The organism is Streptomyces sp. NPDC059787, from assembly GCF_042732315.1.
GTDB lineage: Bacteria > Actinomycetota > Actinomycetes > Streptomycetales > Streptomycetaceae > Streptomyces > Streptomyces atrovirens.
In genome coordinates this window covers 118,585-133,787 of record NZ_JBHWHX010000015.1, presented here as the reverse complement: position 1 = coordinate 133,787, position 15,203 = coordinate 118,585, and the positions used below count along the sequence as shown (strand labels likewise).

The following is a 15,203-nucleotide window of genomic DNA, read 5'->3' as shown; positions in this document are numbered from 1 at the left end:
ATGCGATCAGACACCAACATCATCGGGGGTGTGGGGGCGGCCGGGCAATGCCTGTGGACAACTCATTGCCCCAGGCAGGCATGTCGTATCGTCGAGGCGTGCCCGTCGACGAGCCCCGCCGGCGGCGCCGAGTGGGAGGAGTCCTTCGTGACGCAGCAGGTGCCGTCGACCGAACCCGAGCTGGCCGGAGTGCGCAACTTCCGCGACGTGGGCGGGCTGCCGACCGTCGACGGCAGGCGGGTGCGGCACGGGGTGCTGTTCCGCAGCGGCCATCTCGCCCACGCGACCGCGGAGGACACCGTCTTCCTGTCCTCGCTCGGACTGCACACGGTCTTCGACTTCCGCAACGCGGCCGACCAGAAGCTGGAGGGGCCGGACGTCGCGCTGCCGGGTGTGCGCAATGTGAACCTGCCGCTCAGCGACCCGGCCGACGGCGCCGAGTTCTGGAAGATGGTCCGCGACGGCGATCTGGAGCAGCTGCGCTCGATCCTCGACGACGGCAAGGGCGCGGACCGGATGATCAGCTCCTATCGCATGATCATCAAGGAGCGTACCGCCGAGCACTCCCGGGTGCTGCGCTCGCTCGCCGAGGACAGCGTCCCCGCGCTGATGCACTGCGCGGCGGGCAAGGACCGCGCGGGGCTGTCGGTGGCGGTGACGCTGCTCGCGGTGGGCGTCGAGCGCGACGCGATCGTCGACGACTACCTGAAGTCCAACGCCAAGCACCGCCGCTACAAGGTGCAGCGCAGCGGCAGCTCCGCCTCGGCCTACTCCCCCGAGGTCATGGAGCTGCTCAGCCCGCTGTTCGACGCGCGCGCGGAGTACCTTTCGGCGGCCTTCGAGACCGTCGAGGAGACCTGGGGCGGTGTGGAGCCGTACCTGGAGCAGGCGCTCGGGCTCACGCCCGAGGACCGGGAGCGGCTGCGTGAGCGCCTGCTCGACTGAGGCGGGCGCCTACTTCTTCGGCGCGATCTCGAAGAGGAAGTAGATGAAGGCCGCGAAGAGGTGTCCCACCACGATGTAGACGAACAGCCGCACCCACAGGGCCCGGGGGAACTTCTCTTCCATGTCTTTGCCGGTCATGTCGCTTCTCCGTGGATCGGGCCCAGGCACAGCGCGGCCGTGGGACTCTGCAGCAGGGTGTGGACGAACAGCAGCTCGACCCCGTCGGGGTCGGCGGCGGCGATGCGGTGCGGGGTCAGCGAGTCGAAGTGCGCGCTGTCGCCAGGGGCGAGCCGGTGCAGGGTGTCCCCGAGGCGCAGCCGCAGCCGCCCCTTGAGGACGTACAGCCATTCCTCGCCGGGGTGGACGCGCACGATGTCGCCCTGGGAGCCGTGCGGCACATGGACCCGCAGGGCCTGCATGCCGCGCCCGGCGGCACCGGCCTGCCAGTACGTCCAGCCGCCCGCCGCCGTGGACTCCATGTCGGCGGCGCGCACCACGGCGTCCCGGTCGGCGGCCGACTCGCCGAGCAGCTCGGAGACGGTCGTACCGTAGATACGGGCGAGGGAGAGCAGCATCGGCAGCGAGGGCTGGCGCTGTCCGGTCTCCAGCCGGGAGAGGTGGGCGGCCGACAGACCCGCGTCACGGGCGGCGGCCTCCAGCGTGAGGGAGGCCCGTCGCCGCAGGGCGCGCAGCTGCGGTGCGACCGCGGGGAGCGCGCCGGCCGGTCCGGCCGGCGGCCCGGCCTCGGAGGAGTTCATGCCTCCATTGAGCCCCGAATTTGCCCCACGGGCAATTTCCTTGCCTCGGAGGCAAACCCGGTACGGGCACGGGGGTCAGCGGTCGGTCACCGCCTGTTTCACCAGGGTCCTGCCGAACTCCCACACCAGGCCGCCGTCGTGCGCGTCGTCCATCACCGCGGTGAAGGCGTCCACGAACCGGTTGACGTCCTCCTCGTCGATGATCAGCGGCGGGATCAGTTTGATCACCTCCAGGTGGTCGCCGGAGACCTGGGTGAGGATGCGGTGCCGTTGCAGCAGCGGCACGACCACCATCTGCGCGAAGAGTCCCTTGCGGGCGGCCTGGAGCACGGTCCAGCGTGAGCGCAGTCTCAGTGACCGGGGCCGGCCGAACTCGATGCCGATCATCAGGCCCCGGCCGCGGACGTCGGCGAGCAGCTCGTACTTCCCGGTGAGTGCGGCCAGCCGGGTCCGCAGCAGTTCGCCGGTGCTGCGGGCGCGGGCGACGATCCGCTCGTTCTCCATGACCGACAGCACCGCGAGGCCCGCCGCCATGGCCTGGGCGTTGGCCCCGAAGCTGGCCGAGTGGACCAGCACCCGGTCCATCGACGAGTAGACCTTCCTGAAGATCCAGTCCTTGCCGATCGTGGCGCCCACCGGTACGTAGCCGCCGGAGAGCGCCTTGGCCACGCACACCAGGTCCGGTTCGACGCCTTCCTCGTGCTGGTGGGCGTAGAAGTCGCCGGTCCTGCCCAGTCCGGTCTGCACCTCGTCGGCGATCAGCAGCGCCTTGTGCCGGTGCAGCAGCTCCTGCGCGGCCCGCAGATAGCCGGGCGGGGCCTCGTGCACGCCCTTTCCCTGGATCGGCTCCACGATCAGGGCGGCCACGTCCCCCCTGCGCAGCTCCCGCTCCAGCGCGTCGAGGTCGCCGAGCGGTACGGCCGTGTCGGGCAGCAGCGGGGCGAAGCCGTCCCGGAAGCCGGACTCTCCGTTGACGGAGAGGGAGCCGGTGGTCAGGCCGTGGAAGGCGTGCTCGCAGTACAGGACGCGCGGTCTGCCGGTCGCGTACCGGGCGAACTTCAGGGCGGTCTCGACCGCCTCCGTGCCGCTGTTGCCGAAGAACACCCGGTCCAGGTGGGGACTGTGCGCGAGGAGCTTCTCGGCCAGCAGGCCGGGCAGCGGCTGGCAGTCGAAGCGGGTGAGGTCGGCGAGTGAGGCGTCCAGGACGTCGTGCAGCGCCTTGCGGACCACGGGGTGGTGGCGGCCCAGGCCCATCACCCCGAACCCGGCGAGCATGTCCAGGTGGTCGTTGCCGTCGGCGTCCCAGAAGTGGGCGCCCTCGGCACGCTCGTAGACCTTGTCGAAGCCGATGGTGTGCAGCATGCGCGGGAGCTGGTGGTTGAGGTACCGGGTGTGCAGCTCGTAGCGCTCGGCTCCGCGCTCGGCCAGCAGCGCGCCGAGGTCGAACTCCCCGGTGGGCGACGACTCCGCGGTGGTCATGCCTGGGGCTCCTGTGGGTCCGGTGACTGGTGCGCCGGCTCTTCGCCGGCGGTGAGGCCCGCGCTGATCCGTCCGGCGATCTCGACCGGGGTGAGGCCGATGTCGGCGAGCACCTCGCCGCGTTTGGCGTGCGCGAGGAACTGCTCCGGGATGCCGAACCGCCGTACGGGCACATCGGTCCCGGCGTCGCCCAGCGCCAGCGCCACCGCCGAACCGACCCCGGCCGCACGGCTGTTGTCCTCCACGACGGCCACCATGCGGTGGCCGGCGGCCAGCCGCGGGAGGGCCGGGTCGACGGGTTTGACCCAGCGGGGATCGACCACGGTGCATCCGATGCCGCGCGCTTCGAGCAGTTCGGCGGCCTTCAGGCAGACGGGCGCCATCACGCCCACGGCCACCAGCAGCACCTCGGGGCCGGGCGCCCGGTGGAGGACGTCCATGCCGCCGACGCGGTCCAGCGCGGGGACCGACGGGCCCACGGACTCCTTGGGGAACCTGAGCAGGGTGGGCGCGTCGTCGACGGCGACCGCCTCGCGCAGCTGGGCGCGGAGCTGGTCGGCGTCGCGGGGCGCGGCGATGCGCAGCCCGGGGACGACCTGGAGGACGGACATGTCCCACATGCCGTTGTGCGAGGGCCCGTCGACGCCGGTGACGCCCGCCCGGTCCAGGACGAAGGTCACCCCGCAGCGGTGCAGCGCCACGTCCATCAGCAGCTGGTCGAAGGCGCGGTTGAGGAAGGTGGCGTAGACGGCGACGACCGGGTGCAGGCCGCCGGTGGCCAGGCCCGCCGCGGACACGGCCGCGTGCTGCTCGGCGATGCCGACGTCCCACACCCGGTCCGGGAAACGCTCGGCGAAGGCGCCGAGGCCGACCGGGCGCAGCATGGCGGCGGTGATCGCGACCACGTCCTCGCGTTCCTCGCCGATCCGGACGATCTCCTCGCCGAAGACGTCGGTCCAGGACGGTCCGCCGGACGGGGCCAGCGGCGCGCAGGTGAGCGGGTCCATCACGCCGACGGTGTGGAAGTGGTCCTCCTCGTGGGCGAGGGCGGGTTCGTAGCCGCGGCCCTTCTCGGTGAGGCAGTGGACCAGGACGGGTCCGTGGAAGCGTTTGGCGCGGCGCAGCGCGGACTGAACGGCCTTGATGTCGTGGCCGTCGATGGGGCCGAGGTACTTCAGGCCGAGGTCCTCGAAGAGGCCCTGCGGGGCGAAGGCGTCCTTGAAGCCCTTCTTCGCGCCGTGCAGCGCCTCGTAGACGGTGCGGCCGATCACGGGGGTGCGCTGGAGTACGTCCTTGCCCCAGGCCAGCACGCGTTCGTAGCTGTCGGTGGTGCGCAGGGTGGCGAGGTGGTTGGCGAGGCCGCCGATGGTGGGGGCGTAGGAGCGTTCGTTGTCGTTGACGACGACGATCAGCGGGCGGTCCTTGGCGGCGGCGATGTTGTTGAGCGCCTCCCAGGCCATGCCGCCGGTGAGAGCGCCGTCGCCGATCACCGCGACGACGTGGCCCTTCTCGCCCCGCACCTGGCGGGCCTTGGCGAGTCCGTCGGCCCAGCCGAGGACCGTGGAGGCGTGGCTGTTCTCGATGACGTCGTGCTCGGACTCCTCGCGGGAGGGGTAGCCGGACAGGCCGCCCTTGCCGCGCAGCTTGGAGAAGTCCTGGCGGCCGGTCAGGAGTTTGTGGACGTAGCTCTGGTGGCCGGTGTCCCACAGGATGCGGTCGACGGGCGACTCGAAGACCCGGTGCAGGGCGACGGTGAGTTCCACCACCCCGAGGTTGGGGCCGAGGTGGCCGCCGGTCCTGGCGACCGCGTGCACCAGGAACTCCCGGATCTCGTGGGACAGTTCGCCGAGTTCCGCCTCGGACAGCGCCTTCAGGTCGCGTGGTTGCCGGATGCTCTCCAGGATCGTCACGCTCGGTCCCCCTTCGGTTCCGTGCTGTTCAGCTCACGGTGACGGCCGGCTCCCCCGTCGCGATGCCGTCCTTCTCCATCTGCTCGGCGATCTTCATCGCCTCCTCGATCAGCGTCTCCACGATCTTCGACTCGGGGACGGTCTTGACGACCTCGCCCTTCACGAAGATCTGCCCCTTGCCGTTGCCGGAGGCGACGCCGAGGTCGGCCTCGCGGGCCTCGCCGGGGCCGTTGACGACGCAGCCCATGACGGCGACGCGCAGCGGTACCTCCATGCCCTCCAGGCCCGCGGTGACCTCCTCGGCGAGCTTGTAGACGTCGACCTGGGCGCGTCCGCAGGAGGGGCAGGAGACGATCTCCAGTCCGCGCCGGCGCAGGTTCAGCGACTCCAGGATCTGGATGCCGACCTTGACCTCCTCGACCGGCGGCGCGGACAGCGACACCCGGATGGTGTCGCCGATGCCCTGGGAGAGCAGCGCGCCGAAGGCGACGGCCGACTTGATGGTGCCCTGGAACGCGGGGCCCGCCTCGGTCACGCCGAGGTGCAGCGGGTAGTCGCACCGCTCGGCGAGCAGCCGGTAGGCGTTGATCATCACCACCGGGTCGTTGTGCTTGACGGAGATCTTGATGTCCCGGAAACCGTGCTCCTCGAAGAGGGACGCCTCCCACAGGGCGGACTCGACGAGCGCCTCCGGGGTCGCCCTGCCGTACTTCTGCAGCAGCCGCCGGTCCAGCGAGCCGGCGTTGACGCCGATCCGGATCGGGGTGCCGTGGTCCTTCGCCGCCTTGGCGATCTCCTTGACCTTGTCGTCGAACTGCTTGATGTTGCCCGGGTTCACGCGTACGGCGGCACAGCCGGCCTCGATGGCCGCGAAGACGTACTTGGGCTGGAAGTGGATGTCGGCGATCACCGGGATCTGCGACTTGCGGGCGATGGTGGCGAGCGCGTCCGCGTCGTCCTGCGTGGGGCAGGCGACCCGGACGATCTGGCAGCCGGAGGCGGTGAGCTCGGCGATCTGCTGCAACGTGGCGCCGATGTCGGACGTGCGCGTGGTCGTCATCGACTGCACGGACACCGGGGCGCCGCCGCCGACCGCCACCGGTCCCACCTGGATCCGCCGAGCGGCGCGCCGCTCGGCGAGCGTCGGCAGCGGTACCCCTGGCATCCCGAGGGAGACAGCGGTCATGGCCTCACTCCCTGTTCCCGGAGACCGTCTCGCGCATGGCGCGCAGCGACTCCTTCAGGGACCCCATGGTGGCGAGGACGGCGGTTGGCTCGTAGCCGCAGTGCGCCATGCAGTTGGCGCAGCGCGGGTCCTTGCCTCGGCCGTACCGGTCCCAGTCGGTGTCCTCGATCAGCTCCCGGTACGTCGGCACATAGCCGTCGCTCATCAGGTAGCAGGGGCGCTGCCAGCCGAAGAGGGAGTAGTTGGGGATCGCCCACGCGGTGCACGGGAAGTCGACCTTGCCCTCGAGGAAGTCCAGGAACAGCGGGGAGTGGTTCAGCCGCCAGCGGCGCCGGTTGCCGCCCGCGAAGGCCTTCTTGAACAGCTCCCGGGTCTGCTCCACGCCCAGGAAGTGCTCCTGGTCGGGGGCCTTCTCGTAGGCGTAGGCGGGCGAGATCATCATCTCGTCGACCCCCAGGTCGTCGTTGAGGTAGTTGAGGACCTCGACGATGGTCTGCGGGGTGTCGGTGTTGAAGAAGGTCGAGTTGGTGGTGACCCGGAAGCCGCGCCGCTTGGCCTCCTTGATGGCCGCCACGGCCTCGTCGAACACACCCTCCTTCGCCACCGACTCGTCGTGGCGCTCGCGCAGCCCGTCGATGTGCACGGCGAACGCGAAGTAGGGCGAAGGGGTGAACCTGTCCATCTTCTTGCGCAGCAGCATGGCGTTGGTGCACAGGAAGACGTACTTGCGCCTGGCCACCAGCTGGCGCACGATCTCGTCGATCTGCGGGTGCATCAGGGGTTCGCCGCCGGCGATCGACACCATGGGTGCCCCGGACTCCAGTACCGCGCCCACGGCCTGGGCGACGGGCATCCGCTGCTTGAGCACCCCGGCCGGGTGCTGGATCTTGCCGCACCCCTCGCACTTGAGGTTGCAGGCGAAGAGCGGTTCCAGTTCGACGATCAGCGGGAACTTGTCCCGCCTGCGGAGCTTCTGTTCGGCCAAGTATGTAGCGACCTTGATGGACTGACGCAGCGGCATGGCCATCTGGCTCACCTCCTGGGGAGCGGCAAGGAACGGTGCCATTCTTGGAAAGCCGGGAGTACGGACCGAAGAACGCGGAAAGCCGATATTCCACCGCGCACCGTGCCGATCCGGACGAGTTCGTGTTCAGGAGCGTCCACGACCACCCGGACGGCCGCAACCGGGCGCTCGCCCACCCGGACGGCGCTCAGAAGCGTGGCGGCGGATTCCATGTCGACCGCGATCGCCCCGGTCGCGAGCAGACCGGACCGTTCGTGACCGCGGACGACGTGGTCGGAGCCGGTGAGCGGACCGGTGTGGACGGTGCGTCCGGGCACCGCGCGCCCCAGCTCCTTCACCAGCAGTTCGGTCCCCACGCACGGGACGCTGCCGCGCGGGTCCCGGGTCTCCTCGGCGACGACCAGGTCGCCGGGGTGCATCCCGGGGGCGAGCCCGGCGCAGAAGCCCGTGGCGAGGACGGCCGCCCGGTTCAGGTCCGGGCCGGTGAGCATCCGGGTGACGGAGCGCTCGGCCGCCGCCGGCCCCATGCCCGTACGCAGGACGATGACCGGCCCGCCCGTGGTGCTCCACGTGTCCCGTGCGGCTCCGGGGCGCTGAAAGCCGGTGGCGAGGGCCCGCCCGTGCTCAGCCCCTCCTTCGTCGGGGCCTTCGCGCTCCCCCACGCCCGGCTTCGCTCGCGCGGGAGGACCCCCATGGGCCCTCGCCACCGGCGCGCCCCTCCGCCACACGCCCCGCTCCCGCCTGCGCAGGGCGAACTGCTCGATGCCGAGCGCGCAGGCGATCAGCAGCGGGGCCGGGGCGGGCTGGGGGCTCATCAGCTTCCCTTCGCCTCGGCGAGCGGCTGTCCGGGTCCGGCCTGGGTCTTCGCCGCGACCGGTTTCCCGGTGAACGGCTCCCCGTGCACGTACCGGCCGAGCGCGGTGAGCGGGAAGACCTGCCGGTAGAGGTGGTAGTTGATGGAGAAGTCCCAGGGGAAGCCGGTGCCGGTGAAGTACGGCTCGTCCCAGGAGCCGTCCTCGCGCTGGGTGTCCGCCAGCCACTGGATGCCGCGTTCGACGGCCTTGGACTCCCTCTCCCCCGCCGCGAGCAGCGCCATCAGCGCCCAGGCGGTCTGTGAGGCGGTGGAGGCGCCGCGGCCGCTCCACTCGCGGACGTGGCGGTAGGAGCGCAGGTCCTCGCCCCAGCCGCCGTCGTCGTTCTGCACCTTCTCCAGCCAGGCCACGGCCCGCCGGATCGCCGGGTGCGAGCCGGGGAACCCGGCCGCGGTCAGCGCGGGGACCACGGAGCCGGTGCCGTAGAGGTAGTTGACGCCCCAGCGGCCGAACCAGGAGCCGTCGGGCTCCTGTTCGGCGAGCAGCCACTGGATGCCGCGCCGGGTGCGCGGGTCGTGGGCGAGGCCCTCGACGGCGAGCATCTCCACGACGTGCGCGGTGACGTCGGCCGACGGCGGGTCGATGACCTCGCCGAAGTCGCAGAACGGCAGCCGGTTGGGGAACGGGCTGGTGTTGTCGACGTCGAACGCGCCCCAGGCGCCGTTCCGCGACTGCATGCCGAGGTTCCAGCGCACCCCGCGCCCGATCGCGTTGTCCATCCGCTCGGGGTCGTGGTGCTTGACCCGGCGCAGCGCGAGGACCACCTCGGCGGTGTCGTCGATGTCGGGGTAGTTGTCGTTGTGGAACTCGAACGCCCAGCCGCCGGGCGGCAGATGGGGCCGGCGCACGGACCAGTCGCCGGGCCGCACGATCTGCTCGCCGAGCATCCAGTCGGCGGCCTTGACCAGTTGCGGATGGTCGGCGGGCAGGCCCGCGTCGGCCAGCGCGATGGTGGCGAGGCAGGTGTCCCACACCGGGGACTGGCAGGCCTCGATCATCCGGGCCCCGTCCTCGCGCCACACGGCGAACCGGTCCAGCGACTCCAGGCCCGCGCGCATCACCGGGTGGTTCAGGTCGTATCCGAGCAGGTGCAGCGCGATGATCGAGTACACCGCCGGGGGCTGGATGCCGCCCCAGCAGCCGTCGTTCTCCTGCCGTTCGATGATCCAGCGGGCGGCGGTGTTCACGGCCGCCCCGCGCAGCCGGCGCGGGACGGCCCTGCGCAGCGTGTGCAGGGCCTTGTCCAGCCGCTGGAAGGCGCCGTCCCAGCTTCTCGCCGGGGCGAACGGCCGGGGAGGGTTGGGGCGGTGCGGGTCGGTGTGCAGCTCGTCCAGCGGGAACGGGGCGGGGCGCACCGGCCGTTTGGCGGAGACGATCGTCAGCGGCACGATGGTCTGCCGGGCCCAGCAGCCGAAGTCGTAGATGTTGAGCGGCACCCAGGACGGGAACCAGATCAGCTCGGGCGGGAGTTCGGGCAGGTCCTCCCACTTCCACCAGCCGAACAGGGCCAGCCAGATCCGGGTGAAGACGCGGGAGGCGGCGATGCCGCCCCGCTCGCGGATCCAGGCGGAGGCTCTGGCCATGTGCGGGGCGTCGGGCGGATCGCCGGCCAGCCGCAGCGCGACGTACGCCTCGATGGTGGCGGAGAGGTCGCCGGGTCCGCCGTGGAAGGTGGCCCAGGTGCCGTCCTCGCGCTGCTCGCCGCGGACGAACAGGGCGGCGGCGCGGATGGTGTCCTCGTCACGGATGCCGAGGAACTGACGCAGCAGCAGGTCCTCGGCGTCCATCGTGACGTTGGTCTCGAGGTCGCCCTTCCACCAGCCCTGGTCGTCCTGGCGGGACAGCAGGAAGTCGGTGGCGCGCCGCATGGCGCGGGCGGCGATGTCGGGAACCCCGGCCGCCTCGGGGATGTCGGTGTCGTTTTCGCTGGCCGCGGTCACCGCGGGCGGCAGGGCCGCCCCGGTGCTTCCGTCGGTCGTCGCTGTCATGGCTTCCCCTTCGTGCAGTCCTGCGAGTGGTGTCTGCTGTGGGTCCGCCGTCGGCCGGTGCCGTTCTCCCCTGGGCGCCGGCCGGCGACTACGCGAGGGCTATTCGACCGATAGTGATCATCTCTTTCGTACGACGACGAAGTCCGCGAGCGCCGTGAACTGCTCCCGCACCCGGTCGGGCATGTCCACGGCGTGCAGGGCCTCGATGGCGACGGTGTGCTGACGGCGTGCCTCTTCGGCGGTCCAGTCGCGGCCGCCGGCCTCCTCGATGAGGGCGGCACGGGCCGCGAACTCCTCCTCGGAGAAGTTCGCGAAGTCGCTGCTCTTGGCGTCGGCGGCGAGGATCTCACCGAGCCGCTCGGAGGCGGGGCCGCCCGCCGCGAGCGCGGCCACGACCGGGAGGGACTTCTTGCGCTGGCGCAGGTCGCTCCAGGTCTGCTTGCCGGTGGCCTCCGGGTCGCCCCAGATGCCGAGGAGGTCGTCGACGGCCTGGAAGGCGAGGCCGAGGTGGTAGCCGTACCTCTCCAGCGCGTCGGCGGTGCGGTCGTCCGCGCCGCCGAGCACCGCGCCGATGGAGCTGGCGCAGGCGAGCAGGGCGCCGGTCTTGTTGCCCTCCATCTCCAGGCACTCCTCGACGCTGACGCGGTCGCGGTGCTCGTAGGAGATGTCCTGGGCCTGGCCGTCGATGAGCGAGCGGCTGGCGGTGGTCAGCCGGCGGGTGGCGCGGCCCGCCTCGACGGTGCCGAGCTCCAGCAGCACCTCGTTGGCCAGGGCGAACAGGGCGTCGCCGACCAGGATGGCCTGGGCGGGGCCGTGCACCTTCCAGACGGTGTCGCGGTGCCGGCGCTGTTCGTCGCCGTCCATCAGGTCGTCGTGCAGGAGCGAGAAGTTGTGGACCAGTTCGACGGCGACCGCGCCGGGGACACCGGTCTCCGGAGCGGCTCCGGTGACCTCGGCGGACAGCACGGCGAGGGCGGGGCGCACGGCCTTGCCTCCGTCGCCGTCCGCGGGCCGGCCGTGGGCGTCGATCCAGCCGAAGTGGTAGGCGGCGACCGTGTCCATGGGAGGTGCCAGGCGGTCGACGGCCGCCCGCAGTACCGGCGTGGCCAGGGTCCGCCCGCGCTCCAGGAGCGCGGACACGTCCACCGCGGTCCTTCGAGCGGCCTGCGAGGCCGGGGGCACAGTGGGCACAGTCTCTCCTCTTGTTGCGGTACCGGGGGTGCGGGGACCTGCCGCGCCGCGTTCGTCAACCTTCACCGGGTCCACCTCGCAGTGCGACACCGGTGCCCTCCGGACGGTGGCCGGGGGCCCGGGGGGTGTCCCCCGGGAAGGTGGAGTACGCCGCCTCCTCCAGGGCGAAGAGGTGGCGGGGGCGGGGCCGGCCGAGGGCGCTCAGCGCGGCGTCCGCCGCGCCGACGCCGCTGCGGACCGCACTCTCCATGGTCGCGGGCCACCCGGTGGCGGTCCACGCTCCGGCCAGGTACAGGCCGGGTGCCTTGGTGCGGGCGCCGGGCCTGAGGCGTCCGACGCCGGGGGCGGGAGCGAACGTGGCGGTGCGCTCCCGGGTGACGAAGAAGTCCTCGACCCGGGCGTCGCGGGTGTGCGGCAGCAGCCGCTCCAGTTCGGGCAGGTACCGCTCGCGCAGCGCGGCGACCGGCTCGTCGATGTCGTCCTGGGCGACCGACTGGGACAGCGCGAGGTACTGGCCGCGCTTCAGTCCGGACGCGTCGGTGCGGTCGAAGACCCACTGCACGGGGGTGCCGAGGGCGGCGAAGAAAGGCCGGGCGAGCACCTTGCGGTCGTAGACGACGTGCACGTTGAGGATCGGGGCGGTACCGATGGCGAGCAGCCGTTCGGGAGCGTCGAGCGCGCCCGCGGGCAGCAGGTCGTACGCCTCGCGCTGCGGTACGGCGAGGACGACCGCGTCGGCGTGGATCGTCTCGCCGGGAACCCGGACGCTCCATCCCCCGTTCCCGTTCACGGAGACGGAGGTGACCCGTGTACGGACCTCGGTACGCACGCCCGCGGAGTCGAGCGCCTTGCGGGCGAGCCGGTCGTGCAGTTCGCCCAACGGCACCCGGGCCCAGCCGATGTCGGCCGCCGAAGGGCCGGACAGCAGACCGGTCTTGAACACCATCGCGGCGAGCGACAGGGACGTGTCGCCCGCGACCGCGTTGAGGGTGGCGACCCCGACCAGGTCCCACAGGGCCTCGACGGCGCGCGCCGACTGACCGTGCGCCGTCAGCCAGCTGCCGAAGTCCTGGGTGTCCAGGGCCGGATCTGCGAGGTCGAGTCCCTTGAGCGCGAGCGCGGCCCGGACCGCCTTGGCCCGGTCGGCGAGCGAGAGGTGCGGATACGTGGCGAGGCTGCGCCCCAGGTGCAGGGGGACGGGCAGCGCGTCGCGCCGCAGTCTGCCGAGCCGCCGCCCCTCGGGGCGGTCGACGTCGAGGACGGGCACGTCGAGGCGGTCCTGCAGCGGTGCCAGCGCCGTTCCGTCGATCCGGTCGAGGAACCAGCGGTAGGCGGTGCAGCAGCGCAGGTACACGTGCTGGCCGTTGTCGACGGTCAGGTCGCCGCGCTGGAAGGAGAAGGCGAGTCCGCCCAGGCGCGGCCGGCCTTCGAGCAGGGTGACGCCCACCCCGGCGTCGGCGAGCGCCAGCGCGGCGGTGACGCCGGCGAGCCCGCCGCCGACGACGACGGCGTGCCGTCCCGCCGGAACGGGGTCGTCCGTGAGCGGCCCCGCGGAGCGTGTGCCGTGGCTCATGCGCCCTCCCCTGTCCGGCCGGTGCGCTGCTCGAACGGTGCGGAACCGGCCGTCTCAGTCTGGGACGCGGCGTCGCGGCGGAGGGTTGCCCGCCGTTTCCCGCCGGGGTGCGGGGTGTCCATCAGGCGCGCCTCCTGACGGTGCGCCGGGTCACGTGCCGGGTGTCCAGGCCGGACAGGCCGCGCACCGCGACGTACGCCTTCTCGCGTCCGGGCAGGGAGACCCGGCCGCGCAGGACGGCCCCGGGGTCGCGCTCGATGCGGTCCAGGAGCCGGCGGTAGATGCCGGCCATGGCGGCGACGCAGGCGCCGCTGCGCCGGTCGAGCAGGGGGAGCAGCCGGTAGCCCTCGGCGAACAGGGCGCGGGCCCTGCGCACTTCGAAGTGGACCAGGCCCGCGAAGTCGGAGCCCTCCGGTGGCGTGGGTCCGTCGAACCCGGCCGAGCAGCCGAACTTGGCGAGGTCGTCGGCGGGCAGGTAGGTGCGCCCGCCCTCGGCGTCCTCGCGGACGTCGCGGAGGATGTTGGTGAGCTGGAGGGCGAGGCCGAGGGTGTCGGCGTACTCGGGTGCGCGTTCGGCGCCGCGCGCGCCCGGTTCGGTGCCGAACACGCCGAGCGAGAGCCGCCCGATGGCGCCGGCGACACAGCGGCAGTAGACCTTGAGGTCGTCCCAGGTCTCGTAGGTCTCGCCGCGCGTGTCCATCTGGACGCCGTCGATGAGTTCGTCCAGGCCGCCGAGCGGGATCGGGAAGTGCTCGGCGGCGTGGGCGAGGGCGACCGCGACCGGGTCGGTGTCGTCCTCGTCGACCGCGCCGTCGCGGACCCGGGTGAGCAGCGCCCTTGTGTCCTCCAGCCGGGCCACCTTGACGTCGTTCGCCAGCGGGCCGTCGCCGATGTCGTCGACGCGCCGGGAGAACGCGTACAGCGCCGACATCGCGCGCCGCTTGGGCGTCGGCAGCAGCCGGATGCCGTAGGCGAAGTTGCGTGCCTGCTGTCCGGTGACGGCCTCGCAGTAGCTGTAGGCGGCGAGTACCGGTGCGGACGCGGGTGGTTGCGACTCCACGGTCCGGATCACCCCTTTCCTCGCAGAGTCACGCCCGCCTCGCGCAGCAACTGGACCTTGCCGGGCTTGGGCGGGCCGGGAAGTACGTCGTATTCGGCGGCGGCGATCGCGTGGAGGGCCGCCCTTCCTCCCGCCACGAACCCCGCGAGCAGCAGTCTGAGTCTGCCGTGGACGCTACCCACGAGGGGGGAGCCTTCATTCAGCAGCCCGAGGGCGCGTTCCGCCTGGTACGCGACCAGTGCGCGCACCGATGCGCCGGCGGTGGGTGCGGCGAGGTCCGCCTCCTGGACGTGGAAACGTTTCATGTCCGTGGCGGGCAGGTAGACGCGGTCGCGGCCGAGGTCCTCGGCGACGTCCTGGAGGTGCTCGACGATCTGGAGGGCGGTGCAGATGTCGTCGGAGCGGCGGACGCGCTCGGGCGTCGAGGTGCCGGTGACGGCGAGGACGAGGCGGCCGACGGGGTTGGCCGACAGTTCGCAGTAGGCGAGCAGGTCGTCGTAGGTCTCGTACCGCTTGACGAGCTGGTCCTGGCGGTTCGCGGCGATCAGGCCGAGGAAGGGCTCGGGGGTCAGCGCGTGGCGGCGGACCGTCGGCCGGAGGCGGCGCAGCAGCGGATGGCGCGGCTCGGGGCCCGCCGGTTCGAACACCCGGCGCAGGTCCGCCTCGAAGGCGTCCAGCAGTACCAGCCGGTCACCGGCGTCCTTCCCGGACACCCCGAGGAGGCGGGCGTCGGTGCCGCCGGGGGCCAGGTCACCGTCGCCGATGTCGTCGACCAGACGGGCGAACCCGTACACCGCCATGAGGGCGTCGCGCCAGGGCCGGGGGAGGAAGAAGGGGGCCACGGGGAAGTTCTCGGCGGCGGCCTTGTCGAGGGTGGCGCGCTCGGGGTCGACGGCACGCGCCGCGGCCTCGGGCGTCATCGCGGACTGCCGTGGGCGGGGACGGCACACGCTGCGTTCAGCCGGGGAGTCTCCGTAGCCATTGCCGTCACATCTCCCGTTCTACACTGCTGACCCAATGCATACTATTTCGGACACGCCGCCGAGGCTTCCGCCATGCGGCACCGTTGAATGGTGTCGGGCATTATGGCCCTGATTGCCGCCTTTCGGGACCGGTACAGCTTACGTTGTGCCACGTGGCGCGTAACGACGGGGGTCTCCGCGCACCACGACAACACACCGATCGGCGTCAAGATTCCACCGGGCGGCCGGAGTTGA

14 protein-coding genes are annotated in these 15,203 nt (G+C 72.0%); 1 reads left to right on the top strand and 13 read right to left on the bottom strand.

The window, feature by feature from the left end; genetic code table 11:
- The first annotated feature begins 147 nt into the window (after positions 1-147).
- Entirely contained in the window at positions 148-945 is a 798-nt protein-coding gene (locus tag ACFV5H_RS17130) for a tyrosine-protein phosphatase (RefSeq protein WP_385053336.1), read from the top strand.
- A gap of 9 nt (positions 946-954) precedes the next feature.
- On the opposite strand, the gene ACFV5H_RS17125 is transcribed toward ACFV5H_RS17130, so the two are convergent.
- The 13 genes from ACFV5H_RS17125 to hpnC form a co-directional block, all read right to left on the bottom strand.
- On the bottom strand, positions 955-1,083 hold the full coding sequence (locus ACFV5H_RS17125; protein ID WP_385053338.1) for a DUF6126 family protein: 129 nt from the start codon (positions 1,081-1,083) through the stop codon (positions 955-957).
- A complete protein-coding gene (locus tag ACFV5H_RS17120; RefSeq protein ID WP_385053340.1) occupies positions 1,080-1,703 on the bottom strand; it encodes a helix-turn-helix domain-containing protein in 624 nt (207 codons plus the stop codon). Before ACFV5H_RS17120 ends, ACFV5H_RS17125 begins: the two co-directional genes overlap by 4 nt.
- A gap of 75 nt (positions 1,704-1,778) precedes the next feature.
- Entirely contained in the window at positions 1,779-3,182 is a 1,404-nt protein-coding gene (locus tag ACFV5H_RS17115) for an aspartate aminotransferase family protein (RefSeq protein ID WP_385053343.1), read from the bottom strand.
- On the bottom strand, positions 3,179-5,092 hold the full coding sequence (dxs, locus tag ACFV5H_RS17110; RefSeq protein WP_385195524.1) for a 1-deoxy-D-xylulose-5-phosphate synthase: 1,914 nt from the start codon (positions 5,090-5,092) through the stop codon (positions 3,179-3,181). Before dxs ends, ACFV5H_RS17115 begins: the two co-directional genes overlap by 4 nt.
- Before the next feature lie 28 nt (positions 5,093-5,120).
- On the bottom strand, positions 5,121-6,278 hold the full coding sequence (gene ispG, locus ACFV5H_RS17105) for a flavodoxin-dependent (E)-4-hydroxy-3-methylbut-2-enyl-diphosphate synthase (protein WP_385195522.1): 1,158 nt from the start codon (positions 6,276-6,278) through the stop codon (positions 5,121-5,123).
- A 4-nt stretch (positions 6,279-6,282) separates the two neighbouring features.
- Positions 6,283-7,305: an adenosyl-hopene transferase HpnH gene (hpnH, locus tag ACFV5H_RS17100; protein WP_385058836.1), complete on the bottom strand. Its 1,023-nt coding sequence runs from the start codon at positions 7,303-7,305 to the stop codon at positions 6,283-6,285.
- Positions 7,306-7,310: 5 nt separating this feature from the next.
- A complete protein-coding gene (locus ACFV5H_RS17095) occupies positions 7,311-8,117 on the bottom strand; it encodes a 1-hydroxy-2-methyl-2-butenyl 4-diphosphate reductase (protein ID WP_385058834.1) in 807 nt (268 codons plus the stop codon).
- Entirely contained in the window at positions 8,117-10,162 is a 2,046-nt protein-coding gene (gene shc / locus ACFV5H_RS17090; protein ID WP_385058832.1) for a squalene--hopene cyclase, read from the bottom strand. The genes ACFV5H_RS17095 and shc overlap by 1 nt, the downstream gene beginning before the upstream one ends.
- A gap of 117 nt (positions 10,163-10,279) precedes the next feature.
- The gene (locus ACFV5H_RS17085) at positions 10,280-11,344 is read right to left on the bottom strand and encodes a polyprenyl synthetase family protein (protein WP_385058840.1); all 1,065 of its coding nucleotides are present in this window, start codon (positions 11,342-11,344) and stop codon (positions 10,280-10,282) included.
- Positions 11,345-11,408: 64 nt separating this feature from the next.
- Positions 11,409-12,926: a hydroxysqualene dehydroxylase HpnE gene (gene hpnE, locus ACFV5H_RS17080; protein WP_385058830.1), complete on the bottom strand. Its 1,518-nt coding sequence runs from the start codon at positions 12,924-12,926 to the stop codon at positions 11,409-11,411.
- Positions 12,923-13,048 (bottom strand): DUF6380 family protein, encoded by a 126-nt coding sequence (locus ACFV5H_RS17075; RefSeq protein WP_385058828.1) that lies wholly within the window; start codon positions 13,046-13,048, stop codon positions 12,923-12,925. Before ACFV5H_RS17075 ends, hpnE begins: the two co-directional genes overlap by 4 nt.
- The gene (hpnD, locus tag ACFV5H_RS17070) at positions 13,048-13,998 is read right to left on the bottom strand and encodes a presqualene diphosphate synthase HpnD (protein ID WP_385058826.1); all 951 of its coding nucleotides are present in this window, start codon (positions 13,996-13,998) and stop codon (positions 13,048-13,050) included. Before hpnD ends, ACFV5H_RS17075 begins: the two co-directional genes overlap by 1 nt.
- The gene (hpnC, locus tag ACFV5H_RS17065; RefSeq protein WP_385058824.1) at positions 13,995-14,906 is read right to left on the bottom strand and encodes a squalene synthase HpnC; all 912 of its coding nucleotides are present in this window, start codon (positions 14,904-14,906) and stop codon (positions 13,995-13,997) included. Before hpnC ends, hpnD begins: the two co-directional genes overlap by 4 nt.
- Between the last annotated feature and the right edge of the window lie 297 nt (positions 14,907-15,203).